At 72.2% G+C, this 14,017-nt stretch carries 8 protein-coding genes; 2 read left to right on the top strand and 6 right to left on the bottom strand.

Going from position 1 to position 14,017, the window contains the following annotated elements; translation table 11 throughout:
- Positions 1–5: 5 nt before the first annotated feature.
- Positions 6–1,214, bottom strand: coding sequence for an NAD(P)/FAD-dependent oxidoreductase (locus B446_RS34355; RefSeq protein WP_020937530.1), 1,209 nt, complete (start codon positions 1,212–1,214; stop codon positions 6–8).
- 605 nt (positions 1,215–1,819) lie between these two features.
- On the opposite strand from B446_RS34355, the gene B446_RS34350 reads away from it, so the two are divergent.
- Complete coding sequence (locus B446_RS34350) at positions 1,820–2,620, top strand: hypothetical protein (RefSeq protein ID WP_043474453.1); 801 nt, start codon at positions 1,820–1,822, stop codon at positions 2,618–2,620.
- Positions 2,621–2,939: 319 nt separating this feature from the next.
- Here the strand turns inward: B446_RS34350 and B446_RS34345 are convergent, their stop codons facing one another.
- The 3 genes from B446_RS34345 to B446_RS34330 form a co-directional block, all read right to left on the bottom strand.
- Positions 2,940–5,207, bottom strand: coding sequence for an NHL repeat-containing protein (locus tag B446_RS34345; RefSeq protein ID WP_078614593.1), 2,268 nt, complete (start codon positions 5,205–5,207; stop codon positions 2,940–2,942).
- Between the two features lie 534 nt (positions 5,208–5,741).
- Complete coding sequence (locus B446_RS34335) at positions 5,742–6,809, bottom strand: glycosyltransferase (protein ID WP_043477136.1); 1,068 nt, start codon at positions 6,807–6,809, stop codon at positions 5,742–5,744.
- Between the two features lie 755 nt (positions 6,810–7,564).
- Positions 7,565–8,044 carry an ATP-binding protein gene (locus B446_RS34330; RefSeq protein WP_043477139.1) on the bottom strand — a complete coding sequence of 160 codons (480 nt, stop codon included), beginning with the start codon at positions 8,042–8,044 and terminating at the stop codon, positions 7,565–7,567.
- 133 nt (positions 8,045–8,177) lie between these two features.
- On the opposite strand from B446_RS34330, the gene B446_RS34325 reads away from it, so the two are divergent.
- Positions 8,178–8,558, top strand: coding sequence for an STAS domain-containing protein (locus tag B446_RS34325; protein ID WP_237751103.1), 381 nt, complete (start codon positions 8,178–8,180; stop codon positions 8,556–8,558).
- Between the two features lie 184 nt (positions 8,559–8,742).
- On the opposite strand, the gene atzF is transcribed toward B446_RS34325, so the two are convergent.
- Together atzF and uca are read right to left on the bottom strand one after the other, a co-directional pair.
- Complete coding sequence (atzF, locus tag B446_RS34320; RefSeq protein WP_020937537.1) at positions 8,743–10,431, bottom strand: allophanate hydrolase; 1,689 nt, start codon at positions 10,429–10,431, stop codon at positions 8,743–8,745.
- Positions 10,428–14,015, bottom strand: a complete 3,588-nt coding sequence (uca, locus tag B446_RS34315) for an urea carboxylase (protein WP_020937538.1) — start codon at positions 14,013–14,015, stop codon at positions 10,428–10,430. Before uca ends, atzF begins: the two co-directional genes overlap by 4 nt.
- Positions 14,016–14,017 lie beyond the last annotated feature (2 nt).

Genomic DNA, 14,017 nt, shown 5'->3' with positions numbered 1-14,017 from the left:
TCACCCTAGGCGGCAACGCGAGGCGCCTTGTCGGCGGACGCGTGCGGCGCAGCGGCCAGGCGGTGCTTGCGCTTGGGCAGGCCGAAGGTCGGGTGTGAGGTGGTCCACAGCGACAACTTGAGGATGGCTGCCTTGATCCGCGCGGCCTTCCGGCCGCCCACGTACTTCGGCTTTGCCTGCCCTTCGTCGTCGACCATCTGCAGGATCCCGTCCCGCCGCCCGAGGCTGATGTGGTTGCCCAGGTACTCCAGCTTGGTGTTGGGGATCTTCCGGCCGGTCAGACGTCCCACGATCGCGGCCGTGGCCTGCATGCCGGTGTAGCCGGCCGAAGCGCAGGACATCGGCAGCGGGCGGCCGTTGTCGCCGACGGCGTGGGCGCTGTCGCCGACGGCGTAGACGTTCGGGTGCGAGAGGGACCGCATGGTGCGATCGACGACGATGCGGCCGTTCTCGGTGACGGTCAGCCCGCCGGCGGCGGCTATGCGGCTGACCGCGAACCCGGCCGTCCACACGGTTGCGTCGGACGCCAGGGCGGTGCCGTCGGCACACAGCACCCGCGTCGCCTCGACGGCTTCGACCACGGTGTGCTCCAACACGGTGACGCCCAGCCGGTGGCAGGCCTGACGCAGGTGGCTGCGGGCTCCGACGGAGAGGGGGGCGCCCAGCTCGCCGCGGGCAACCAGCGCCACCGACAGGCCGGGCCGCGTTTCGGCGATCTCCGTAGCGGTCTCAATGCCGGTCAACCCGTCGCCGACGACCAGCACACGCCCGCTTTCGGCCTGCCTGCCCAAGCTGTCCAGGCGCTCACGCAAGCGCATCGCCGAGGGTCGGCTGGCGACGTCGAAAGCGTGCTCGGCCGCGCCGGGGACACCGTGGTGGGCACCATGGCTGCCGAGCGCGTAGACAAGCGTGTCGTAGCCCAGCTCGCCCCCGCCGCCGGCGTCGGCCACGGCGACGACCTGGCGCTCGGGGTCGACGGCGGTGACACGGGCCAGGCGCAGCCGGACCCCCGTGCCCGCGAAGACGTCGGCGAGCTGGGGAGCCTCGATCTCCCGGCCGGCCGCGAGCTGGTGCAGCCGCAGCCGCTGGACGAAGTCCGGTTCGGCGTTGACCACGGTGATCTCGGTGTCCGCCGGGGACAACCGGCGGGCCAGGGTCCCCGCCACGTAAGACCCGGCGTAGCCGGCGCCGAGGACGACGATGCGGTGCCTCATGTCTCGCTCCTGTCGGTTGGATTGCTCCCGGCGACTTGAGCGGGACAGCCCCCCGATTCCTGACAGGAACCGCGTGTGGCATAGGTCACAGGCCGAAAGGAGCGGTGGCGGCAGGGTCTTCAGGACGGGGTGAGGACGTTGCCCGCCAACTCCTGGGAACACACCGCTGCCGCGCTGAAAGTCCAGGTGTTCGCCGCGTTCACGGGCTTGCCCCCCCCCACTGTCTGAAACGGGACGCGCTGGAGTTGGTCGTGAGCCGTTGGAAGCGGATGCAGGGCCGGAGCCGAAAGGCGCACCGAACGTCGTCCGGCGACCACCACACGACTGTTCTTCACCTCAGGCGGTGGCCCCGGCTCTGTGCGCATGCCCGGTCTGGCCCGGCTCCTGGCCGTTGTCTTCGGCCGCCTCGATCGTGCTCGCGCTGATCACTTGGCTCGAGCCCCGTCCTGGCTTGATCACGGATACGCGATACCTGAACATGGGGGCCTACCGGTACCGAGGCCGATCATGCTGGCAGGCCGTGCGGAGTACCTTGCATCTCGAGGCCCGCTTCCGCCTTGCGGAGTCTCAGCCTCGCACCCGCTGTCCGAAGGGACTGCCCGTCTTTGGAAAGCCGACGCCTCCGCTGGGAAGATCTTCCCACCGCTGTCCAGAAAGCGGTCCTGGACCGGACCGGACCGGTCCTCGGCGCCCGGACCATGCCGAGCGGGAACAACAATGCGCTGGCCGCGCGGCTGCGCACCGCGCGGGGCGAGGTCTTCGTCAAAGGACTCCCCCGCGCACACCCCCAATTCCGGGCGCAGCAGTGGGAAACCGACCTGGGCGTCCATGTGGCGCCGATCGGGCCTCGATTGCTGTGGCAGGTGGAAGCCGGCGGGTGGAGCCTGCTGGGCTTCGAGTACATCACCGGCCGGCAGGCTTGCTACGCCCCCGACTCCCCCGACCTGCTCCTGCTCGCGCAGACCCTGACCGAACTCGCCGTGCGGCCTCTTCCGGCTGTCGCGCTCGAACCTGTCGAATGGCGCTGGGCCGAGCACGTGGACGATCCCGCGGACCTGGAGCGCTTCGCCGGTGCCACGCTGGTGCACACGGACCTGAATCCCGCAAACGTGCTCATCACCCAGGAGCGGTCGTGGTTGGTGGACTGGGCCTGGGCTGGGCGCGGTGCGGTCTGGCTCGACGCAGCCCTGGCCGTCATCTGGCTCCTCACCAGCGATCTGCACACCCCCGCCAGCGCCGAGGCGTGGGCTGCGCGCATGCCGGCCTGGCAGCAGGCCCCCGCCTACTCCCTCGATGTCTTCGCCGCGGCCAACGCGGCGAAGTGGAGTGCGATCGCCGAGAAAGAAGAGTGGGCGCACGGCCTTTGCCACGCCGCCCGGCTGTGGGCCGAGCACCGCATCCGCTGAGCAACCGGTCGCCGCACAGCGTCCGTCCAGGGACCTCACAGGACGCCCGGGGCGGGGAGCCGAAGGTGTTGCCCGCCAAGTCTCGCACCGACGATCGCGTGCTCCAGTCGCTCCGTCGGCGCCGCCTCTGAGGATGCATGCACGTCGGCACACGGCAGCTCTGTACGGGGGTGGGGGGCGAGCGGGCGGCTTCGCGAGATGGCGCCTCACAAAGCCGCACGCGATCACGACGAGCGCGCGCTGTGGGCCGGGGCTCGGACCCGAGCGGGCTTGTGACCTTCATGAACGGGGTGGCCCCGTACGGGATGTGGGTATGGGGTCAGACGTCGACGGTGACGGTGGCGTGGCCGGTGGCGACGGGCGGGTTGCCGATCTGGATGTCGACGCGGACGGCGCCGGCCTGCGCGTGGGTCTCCACCTCCATCTGCGGATAGACGGCGGCCCACTGTCCGGGGTTCAGGTCGAGGGCGACGGCGCCCCGGACGGTCAGGGTGCGGTTGCCGTTCGAGCGTTCGGCGGTCAGCTCGATCTCGTCGTCGTGCTCTCCCCGGTACATCCCCGTGGTGTCCTGGCTGAACCACAGGCCCTCAGGCGCGGTCAGGACGAGATCCTGGGCACCGGTCGAGTGGTCTCCGGTGTTGGTGAGCTTGAAGGAGACGGGGTAGACCCCACGCTGGCCAGGCCTGACGTTGGCCTTGTGAAGCTGGGTCTGGACGATCCTGATGCTGACCTCGGCTGGGGTACCGGTGACCTCGGCCCGAATCTGCACGGGGGGCCGCCGGCCGATACTGACCGAGCCGTCGCTGACCACACCTGGAACGGCATCGTCCTCGGCCTGCAGGTCGATGGCGTAGAGAAGGGGCGCAGTGTCGGTGCCGGAGGTGTTCAGGTGCGGGTTGTGACGGATGACCAGAGTGCGGCCGTCGTCGCGGATGTCGTGCTTCAGCTCGCCGGTGACAGCGCCCATCGCGGTGTTGGGGTAGGTGTAGGTGGGCCGGCCCGTGAAGACGAACCCGGTGGGCGCAGACAGGCGCTGGTCGATGTCACCGGGGTTGACCGGCTGGCCCACGGGAGCGAGGAAGCGCAGGTGAAAGCGTGCGCTCTGGCCCGGCGCGGCCTTGGGAAGGTTGTCCTGGAAGACGATCAGCGCATGCTCGCCGTCGACGGGTTCGGGGACGACCACGGTGACCGGCAGGACGGCGGTGTTGTCCTTCAGATTGAGGTCGCCGCCGTACTGGATCTCCAGCGTCGACTCGTACACCCCCGGTGACGCGTCGTCGGTGGCGCGGACGCGGAACACGCCGTCCAGTGAGGCGCTGTGCGGGGCGAGGTCGATGCCGGCGAAGGCACGGGTCAGGCGACGGCCGTTGCTGTGATGGGCGCACTCCAGGCCGTCGGCCAGGGTGAGGACGACGGTGATGTCCTCGCCGCTGGCGATGGCCGGGCCGCGGTTGTGGATACGGGCGCCGAGCTCGAACTCCTCGCCGCGGGGGGCGGTCACGGGCAGGACGTACTTGCCGTACAGGTCGGCGACCGGCGGAGCCGGGGGCATCACAGCCGATGCCCCGACCACCTTGTACACGTAGTAGCTCCCCACGTCGCCGATGTACAGGTCACCGGACGGAGCCACCGCCGCCACGACGGGGGTGTAGAGGTGGGTGTTCATCGCCGGGGCGCCGTCGACAGCGGCCCCCGAGACGCCGTCGCCGGCCATGGTGGTGATGATGCCGTCGGGTGCCACCTTGCGGACACGGTGGTTGTCCTGGTCGGCGATGTAGAGATTTCCCGTCCCGTCCATGTCCACGAAGTAGGGACCGTTGAGGGTCGTGGTGGTGGCGGGAACGCCGTCACCGGAGTATCCCTTCGTGCCGTTGCCGGCGACCGTGCTGATCGTCCCGTCCGGCGTCACTTTGCGGACACGGTGGTTGGAGCAGTCGGCGATGTAGAGATTGCCGTCCTTGCCGACCGTCACCCCGGTGGGATTGTTGAGCTGGGCGGCGAAGGCAGGGCCCTCGTCGCCGGAATACCCGCCGGTGCCGGTACCGGCCACCGTGGTGATCTTCCCCTCGGGCGCCACCTTACGGACTCGGTGATTGCCCACGTCGGCGATGTAGAGGTTGCCCGTGTCGTCCAACGCCACGGATTGGGGCAGGTTGAGCTTGGCGGCAGAGGCGGGTCCACCGTCGCCCGAGTATCCCCTGGGGCCGGCGCCGACGACCGTGGTGATGGTGCCATCGGGTGCCACCTTGCGGATCCGGTCGTTCTTGCGGTCGGCGATGTAGATGTTCCCCGCCTTGTCGATCGCCGTGCCGTGCGGGCCGCTGAGCTTGGCGGCGGTGGCCCTCTCACCGTCACCGGAGTAGCCCTCGGTGCCGGTGCCGGCGATGGTGGTGATCTTCCCGTCAGGGGTCACCCTGCGGACGCGGTTGGTGCTGTACTCGCAGACGTAGACGTTTCCCGCCTCGTCCACCGTCACTCCCCAGGGAGTCCCGATCTTGGTACTGGCAGCCGGAACGCCGTCCGCTTCAAAACCGCTTTGGCCGTTGCCGGCGACCGTGATGATCGTGCCGGGAACTGGTCGTGTCATCGCTGTGCTCCTCCTCTTGCACGGCACGGCACCCGGGCCGGTACTCCGGCAGCGGAGGTCGCGCCTTGGGATGGTTGTGCGGCCGCGCGGTGTATGAACAGCGCGCGGAGTCTGAAGGGCGGCGGCCGCTGTCCGGCTGCCGCCTGGCGCGGCAGCCGGAATGCCGAGTTCAGTGAACCTCTGCCGAGGCTTGGACCAGGTCCTGCTGGTCCGGTCGCCGCGGTGTCAGCCGCCCCGGCGCCGTGGGGCCGGAAAGCGCGGTGGGGAACGAGCTCGGGCATCGCCGGGGCAGCAGTTTGTACACCGAGACCCCGGCCATGAGCAGGGTGGTGGCGGCGACGACGGTGGCCATCGTGTCGAAGCCGGAACGGCGCCGACAGGCCAGCGCGGAGGCCCCGCCGACTCCCAGAGCACTGGCCAGGGGCACGCCTGCGTACACCGCTCTCCCGTCTCTCGTCAGCATGTACGCCCGCGCGGCCGTCATTCGGGCCGGCGCACCGGCTCGCAAGAGCATTCCGGGCTGGGCTGGTCGTCTCATGTCGCGCACCAGCGCTCCTCGCGGCGTCGAGCCATGTCCCACAGGGAGCGCAGATAGACGGCGTGCTGGAACATGTCGTAGGCCAGCTCGACGGCGAGCGTTCCCGCGAGCAGCTGAGACCTCCATCCCGCGCCGCGGGCGGTGACCACCTTCTCGGCGACGAAGACCAGGCCGACCGCCACCCAGAACGGGGCGAACTCCGGGCGGCCGCGGGCCAGCATCCACACGGTGAAGACGAGATACAGGGCGAGCGCCACCACGGACAGGCCCATCATCCCTTGCCGCACGATGTAGGGGGTGGTGACCTTGGTGAGGCCGTAGTCGCGGAGGTTCTCCAGGGCGCCGCGCTGCCAACGCATCCGCTGATGCCACAGCTTGGGCACGGTGGTCATCACCTCGGTGACCACCCGACAGCCCGGGGGTGAGACGGTGCGGTAGCCGAGGGTGCGTACCGCTTTGGTGATCTCGTCGTCCTCGGTGAGCGAAGCGAGGGAGTAGTAGGAGGTGCCGCCGCCGATGAGGCCGTCCAGGCGGGCCTCTCTGATCTGGCGCAGGGTCGCGGCGCGGAAGACGGTCGCGGTCCCGGTGAGGACGTCGGCGCGGTAGTCGCGGCGGGCGATCTCGCGGGCGTAGCGCTGGAACTCGATGCGCTGCAAGGCGCCGAGCAGGCCGCCGCCCGGCTCGCCGAAGAAGATCGCACCGACCGCCCCGACATCCTCAGCCATCGCCTCGACGGCGTCGGCGAGGAACGAGGGGACGAGGGTGGTGTCGGCGTCCTGGACCAGGACCAGATCGTGGCCGGCCAGGCCTTGCAGCACCTGGTCGAGGGCCTGGTTGAGCGCGCCGGCCTTCTTGTGACGGTTTTTCACGGACTCCACGACCTCGGCGCCTGCTTGCCGGGCGACGTCCGCGGTGGCGTCGGTGCAGTTGTCGGCCACCACGACAATCCGCTCCGGCGGCCGACTCTGCGCCCGTAAGGCTGCCAGGGCCGCACCGATGCGGTCGGCCTCGTTGTGCGCGGGGACCAGAGCGACGACCCGGCACGCGGCGATTCGGGACGCCACCGCCGTGGTGCCGGGTAAGGACCGCACACGGGCACGAGGTGGGCGCATTCGCATAACCGTGCTCCTGACCGCGCGCACGAAACGCCGAGCGCACAAGGGAACGGGACAGTGCTTGTTCAATGTGAAAGGACTAGGTCTTCACCAGCCGCGGCGAGCGGAGCGAAGAGACCGCACAGACGCGGCAGCCGAAGGCTGGTCATGACTTCGCTCCTACCAGCAGCGACAGGCCACCGAGCCGTCCGCCCCCTTCACCGGCACAGACGGCGACCGAGCGCGGCGCAGTGACATCCCCGGCGCATCGGACGACACCAGTAGCCCTTCCATCAACGGGAGGGGTCGAGCGACCTCTTCACCCAGCCGGAGTGGGGGCGTGCAGAAGCTCAACGGCAACCATCGTCCGCTCCGGCGCACACCCTGAGCGGACGCGCGCCCGGCATCCCGGTGAACGCCCGCCTCTGTGCAGCCGGCCCCGGCTGCACAGGCCGGCGTCTGACAACGCACGCCGGCCGGGCTCATGGCCTCGGAACGGTGATCTCCTGTGGCTTCGCGAACGGACACTCCGGGGACCCGCCGTTCGACCGGAGAGCTTCACCGGCATTCCGGTCAGTCGGCTTGATACCCAGTCACATACCCCCTGCGGGTGGTCGATCACGGTGATTCCTCAAGGGCCGGGCCGCTGCTTCACGGCCCGCCCCTGTGCGGTAGCCGTCTCCGACCCACCTGGCGCTCGTGCCCGTCTGAGGGGGCCGGTTGCCTCACAGAGGAAGGCGTCCGCAGACGGCGCCCCATGGATCGTCCGCCAAGGCGATGCGGGCGGTGATGCGCTTGCCGACCGGCTCGCGTCGCGCTTCGAAGCCCTGCGCGACGGCCATCACGATCTCCAGACCGTGCTGCCCGACCCGGCCGGCGTCCGCGGCCCGGGCCACCGGCAGCACCGGACAGGCGTCCCACACCACGACCTCGACCGTGCCACCGGTGATCCCCAGGTCCAGCAGCACCGGCCCGGGGGCGTACTTGCGGGCGTTGGTCACCAGTTCACTGACCACCAGCTGGGTGAGGTCCATGGCGCGCTGGGAGACGGGCAGGCCGTGTTCGGCCTGGACCCGGGTGAGGAAGCCGGCCGCCAGATGACGGGCCTGCGCGATGTCCGTACCGTCTCCGACCAGGGCAGCGCCGGTCCGGATGTCCGGCCCGTCCGGCGCCGCGCCCTCGTCCGGCGCGGGGACTGACTCCATCACGACCACCATTCGCTCCCCCACGTACAGAAATCTTCGCGGCAGGTACCCGGGCAGCCGCAGATCAGGCCATGATTTTCGGCGGAGCAGCCCCCGCTGCGCACGAGGGGTGGGGTGTGCCAGGATCACCGGCATGTCTGAGGGAGAAATGACCGGCACCGAACACGCGGGGCAGGCCGGCCGGCTGTCGGTCGTGACCACCGCGACCGACGGCATCCGCGTCCTGGCGCCGGCCGGAGAAGTCGACCATCACACCGGCGACACACTCCGCGACGCTCTCGCCGCACGCGACATGGCGCGTCCCCGCATCGTCGTCGACCTGCGCCAGGTCACCTTCATGGACTCCAGCGGCATCAACATCCTGCTCGCCGCGCACCTCGACGCCACCGCCACCGACGGCGGCTGGCTACGCCTGGCCGACGTACAGCCCACCGTCATGCGCACCCTGGACATCGTCGGCATCCCCCACATCATCCCCTGCCACCCCAGCCTCCAAGAAGCCCTCACCGCCTGACCACGCCGGCCGCCCGGTACCGCCTGAACGGACGCCGCAGGCCCGTTCGCTCAGCGGCCAGAGGCACCCCACCGCGCCGGGTCGTGCAGACAGGGCCGGACCCACCTCAACGGAGTGCCGCTCGACATGTCCGCGAACCTGGTGCCTGTCGGTGCGGCCGGGCGGCCTGCGGCCCAGGCACCGCTCAGCGCGGGTCCTCGTGACGCGGGTCCTCGTGACAGGGGTCCGACCGCAGGTACGCACGCCAGCCGCCGAACGAGGTGATGTCACGGGCACCCTCGACGGCCAGGGGTTCGCAGAGGAAGCCGGTCACCGAGCTGCCGTCCGCGAGTTCCACGCTGCCGAGCGTCATCGGGCGGGGCAGCGCCGCGGCCAGCGCGCCCAGCCCCTCGGCGGGCAGCCGCCACACCTCGGCCTCGACGGCGCCGCCGCCCGCGCCGACCCGGACCAGACCGGGCTTCGCGGGCACCGTGTCCAGCGCGTACAGCCGGTAGGCGGCGGCGGTCGTGGTGGTGCGCAGCAGCCGGCCGCCCGCGGCGAGCAGTTGACCGTGCAGGGGCTGTCCGGACAGATGCGCGCCGACCACCGCCAGCGGCAGCGGCGGGGCGGTGAGCAGTCCGGCGATGCGCGCGAGCCGCTCGTCGGTGAAGGCCGGGCCGACCAGCATGACACCGAACGGCAGCCCGTCCACCTCGCCGGCCGGGACGGCCACCGCCGCCAGGTCGAAGAGATTGGTCGAGTTGGTGAAGCGGCCGAGCCGGGCGTTCACGCCCAGTGGGTCGGCCGCGACCTCGGCGAGGGTCGGGTGGCCCGGTGCGGTCGGCAGCAGCAGGGCGTCCGCGTCGCCGATCGAGGCCATCGCGCGCAGCCGGAGGGACTCCAGCCGCCGCTGGTCCGCGTAGAGCCGGTGGGCCCGGACGTCCCCGGCCCGGGAGATGATGCCGGCCACGGTCGGGTCGAGGCCGGGCGAGCCGGCGTGCGCGTCGACGAAGGCGCCGACGGCGGTGTAGCGCTCGGCGACGAACGCGCCCTCGTACAGCATCGCGGCCGCCTCGGTGAACGGCGCGAGGTCGACGGTCAGCAGCTCGGCGCCCGAGTCGGCGAGCAGCCGCGCGGCGGCCCGGAACGCCTCGGCCCAGCCCGGGTCCAACGGGCCGAGTTGCCCGGCCGTCGGTACGGCGATCCGCCACGGCCCCGGCCGGCGTTCGACCGGGGGCGTCAGCGCGCGTCCGGACGGCGCCGCCATGAGGGACAGGGCCTGCTCGGCCTCCGGGAGCGTACGGGCGAAGACCGTGACGCAGTCGAGCGAGGCGCAGGCAGGGACGACACCCTCGGTCGGCACCAGTCCGATGGTCGGCTTCAGGCCGACGATCCCGTTGAAGGCCGCCGGGACCCGGCCCGAGCCCGCGGTGTCCGTGCCGAGCGCGATGTCGGCGACGCCGAGCGCGACGGCCACCGCCGAGCCGGAGGAGGAGCCGCCGGACACGCGCTCCGGCGCGACGGCGTTGCGGACCGCGCCGTAGGGGCTGCGGGTGCCGACCAAGCCGGTGGCGAACTGGTCGAGGTTCGTGGTGCCGAGGACCACCGCGCCCGCCGCCCGCAGCCGGGCCACCGCCGGGGCGTCCGCGTCCGGCAGATACGCGTACGCGGGGCAGCCGGCGGTGGTCGGCAGCCCGGCCACGTCGATGTTGCCCTTGACCGCGAGCACCGTCCCGGCCAACGGCAGCCGCTCACCGGCGGCCACCTTCGCGTCGACCGCGGCGGCGTCGGCCTCGGCCTCCGCCTGCGGGCGGAGGCCGATCCACACCTCTGGCCGGTCCACCCGCGCGATGCGCGCGTAGGCGGCCCGCACTCGTTCCACCGCCGTGATCACGCGGCCGCCTCCAGGTTCTGCGCGGGAGCGAGGACGACGAGGGCGGTACCCGCCTCGACCTGGCTGCCCGGCCTCGTCAGGACCCGCACCACGACGCCGTCGGCGGGGGCCGGGACCCGGGACTCCATCTTCATCGCCTCCAGCACCAGAAGCGGCTGCCCGGCCGACACGCGGTCGCCGACCTCGACGCCGACCTGCCAGACGGAGGCGGCGAACTCGGCCTCGACCAGATGGCCGCCCTCGGGCACGTCGATGTCGGCGGCCGGCGGGGGCACCTCCGCGGCCGACTCCGCACGCGCGAACTCGCCCGCCGCCTCCCAGGCCGCCCGCTCCGCGTCGAACGCCGCACCCTGCCGGGCCCGGAAGGCGGCGATGGAGCCGGCGTTCTCGGCGAGGAAGCGCCGGTGGTCGGCGAGCGAGAAGGACCCCTCCTCGATCCGCGGGACGAACCGGCCGGAGACGATGTCCGCGCGCAGCTGAAGCAGTTCCTCCGCCTCGACCGGGTACCAGCGGATCCGGTCGAAGAAGCGCAGCAGCCAGGGCCTGCCCGGCTCGAAGGCGCCGCGCTGCCGCCAGCCCGACCACACCTGGGTGGTGCGGCCGACGAACTGGTAGCCGCCGGGGCCCTCCATGCCGTAGACGCACAGGTACGCGCCGCCGATGCCGACCGAGTTCTCCGCGGTCCAGGTACGGGCGGGGTTGTACTTCGTCGTCACCAGCCGGTGCCGCGGGTCCAGCGGCGTGGCCACCGGAGCGCCCAGGTACACGTCGCCCAGGCCCATGACCAGGTACTCGGCGTCGAAGACGGTGCGGTACACCTCGTCCACCGTCTCCAGGCCGTTGACGCGGCGGATGAACTCGATGTTCCAGGGGCACCACGGTGCGTCGTCGCGCACGCCCGCCATGTACCGGGCGATGGCCTCCCGGGTCGCCGGATCGTCCCAGGACAGCGGCAGGTGGACGGTGCGGCTGGGCACCACCAGCTCGTCGGTGGCGGGCAGTTCCTCCTCCACGCGCCGCACGACGCCGAGCAGCTCGTCCAGCGGCAGGACACCGGGGTCCGTCCGCACCTGCAGGGAGCGGATGCCGGGAGTCAGGTCGGCGATCCCGTCCGGGCACCGCGCCGCCAGCGCCTCCGCGAGCGCGTGGATCCGCATGCGCAGCGCCAGGTCGAGCTGCATCGGGCCGTACTCGATGAGGAGGTTGTCGTCGCCGCTGCGCCGGTACGTCACCGCCGGGCGGGTCCCGGTCTTCGGCAGGCGGGCGAGGATGCCGCCGTCGACGACGGGCGCACGGTCGGCCCGCGGGGCCGCCGACGGGTTCCGCCGTAGACCGGCGGCCGCCTCGGTGGTCACGGGGACGAAGCGGACGGTGTCGCCGGGGCGGAGCTGCCCGAGTTTCCAGCGCTGCCCGGTCACGACCGTGGCCGGGCAGACGAAGCCGCCGAGCGAGGGCCCGTCGGGGCCGAGCAGGACAGGCATGTCGCCGGTGTAGTCGACGGCCCCGACGGAGTACGGGGTGTCGTGGATGTTGGACGGGTGCAGGCCGGCCTCGCCGCCGTCCGTCCGCGCCCACCGCGGCTTGGGGCCGACGAGGCGCACGCCGGTGCGCGCCGAGTTGAAGTGCACCTTCCAGTTGGCGCCGTAGAAGTCGCGGATGTCGTCCTCGGTGAAGAACTCGGGTGCGGCGTGCGGGCCTTCGACCGCGCCGATGGACCACTCGCCGCCGAAGGCCGGGCGCCGGTCCGTGGGAACGGCCGAGGCCCCCGCACGTCGTTCGCCGCCGTGCAGGACGTCGCCCGCGCGCAGGGCGCGGCCGCCGTGCCCGCCGAACCGGCCCAGGACGAAGGTGGCCGCGCTGCCCAGGAACTCTGGAACGTCCACGCCGCCCGCGAACAGGACGTACGTGCGCAGGCCGTGCTCGTGGGGCGCCCCGACCGCCAGGGTCTGCCCGGCCCCGACGGTGACCGGCTCCCACTGCGGTACGGCGGTGCCGTCGACCGTCACCGGCGCGGGCGCCCCCGTGACGCAGACGGTCGTGGGGTGGGTGAACCGCAGGGACGGCCCGTGGAGGGTGCACTCCAGGCCGGGCGCGCCCTCGGCGTTGCCGAGCGCGGTGTTGCCCAGCCGGAACGAGAGGTCGTCCATCGGCCCGCACGGCGGGACGCCGACCTGCCAGTGGCCGGTGCGTCCCGGCCAGTCCTGGACGGTGGTCAGGGTTCCCGGCGCGACGACCTCGACGCGAGGCGTGGGGTCGCCGATCCCGGCGAGCGAGGCGGTGCTGTGTGCGGCCGCGCGCACACCGGCGTCGCCCAGCGCGGCCCGCACCAGGCCGAGGTTGGTCTCGATGCCGTCGAGGCGGGTGGCGGCGAGCGCCGCGTCCAGCCGGTCGAGCGCCTCGGCGCGGTCGGCGCCGTACGCGACGACCTTGGCGAGCAGCGGGTCATAGGAGGTGGTGACCTCGGTGCCGGTCTCCACCCAGGTGTCCACGCGGACTCCGGCGGGGAAGGCGACCCGGGTGAGCAGGCCCGCGCTCGGGCGGTGGTCGCGGGAGGGGTCCTCGGCGTAGAGGCGGGCCTCCACGGCGTGGCCCTTCGGCGCCGGCGGCGCGCTGACGACGGCGGTGTCGCCCTGTGCGAGGCGCAGCATCCACTCCACGAGGTCGACGCCGTAGATCTCCTCGGTGACCGGGTGCTCCACCTGCAGGCGGGTGTTGACCTCCAGGAAGTACGCCTCCTCGCGTGCGGCGTCGTACACGAACTCCACCGTGCCGGCGGAGCGGTAGCGCACGGAGGCGCACAGCTCGCGGGCGGCGGCGGTCAGCCGCTCACGTACCCGGTCCGGGAGGTTCGGCGCCGGGGCCTCCTCCACGACCTTCTGGTTGCGGCGCTGCAGCGAGCAGTCGCGGTCCCCGAAGGTGACGACACGGCCCTCGCCGTCGCCGAAGACCTGCACCTCGACGTGGCGGGCGGACTCCACGAGCCGTTCCAGGAAGACGCCGGCGGAGGAGAACGAGGCGGCGGCCACGCGCTGCACCTGCTCCCAGGCGTCGGCGAGGTCCCCGGCGTCGCGGCACGCCCGCATGCCGATGCCGCCGCCACCGCCGGTCGCCTTCAGCATCACCGGGTAGCCGATCTCCTCGGCCGCGGTGAGGGCCGCGGCCACGTCGGGCAGCAGTCCGGTGCCCGGGGCCAGCGGCACACCCGCCGCCTGAGCGGCCGCCCGCGCGGTGTGCTTGGCGCCGAACAGTTCGAGCTGTTCGGGCGTGGGGCCGACGAAGACCAGGCCCGCCTCGGCGCAGCGGCGCGCGAAGCCGGCGTCCTCGGACAGGAAGCCGTAGCCGGGGTGGACGGCGCCCGCCCCGGTGTCCTTGGCCGCCCGGATCACCAGGTCGGCGTCCAGGTAGGACTGCTTGGCGGGGGCCGGGCCGAGCCGTACGGCCTCGTCGGCCAGGCGGACGTGCTCCGCCCCGCGGTCCGGGTCGGAGTAGACCGCGACGGTGCGCAGGCCGAGTCGGCGGGCGGTGCGGATGACGCGGGAGGCGATCTCGCCGCGGTTGGCCACCAGCAGGGTGTCGAACGTCATGG

Source organism: Streptomyces collinus Tu 365 (assembly GCF_000444875.1).
Lineage (GTDB): Bacteria > Actinomycetota > Actinomycetes > Streptomycetales > Streptomycetaceae > Streptomyces > Streptomyces collinus_A.
The sequence above is the reverse complement of the archived record's forward strand: the minus strand, read 5'-3'. Positions and strand labels throughout refer to the sequence as shown.

Excerpts from the sequence above, each read along its gene's own strand:
- B446_RS34355 (WP_020937530.1), bottom strand. The coding sequence starts at position 1,214 with ATGAGGCACCGCATCGTCGTCCTCGGCGCCGGCTACGCCGGGTCTTAC.
- B446_RS34345 (WP_078614593.1), bottom strand. The coding sequence starts at position 5,207 with ATGACACGACCAGTTCCCGGCACGATCATCACGGTCGCCGGCAACGGC.
- B446_RS34330 (WP_043477139.1), bottom strand. The coding sequence starts at position 8,044 with ATGGAGTCAGTCCCCGCGCCGGACGAGGGCGCGGCGCCGGACGGGCCG.
- B446_RS34325 (WP_237751103.1), top strand. The coding sequence starts at position 8,178 with ATGTCTGAGGGAGAAATGACCGGCACCGAACACGCGGGGCAGGCCGGC.
- uca (WP_020937538.1), bottom strand. The coding sequence starts at position 14,015 with ATGACGTTCGACACCCTGCTGGTGGCCAACCGCGGCGAGATCGCCTCC.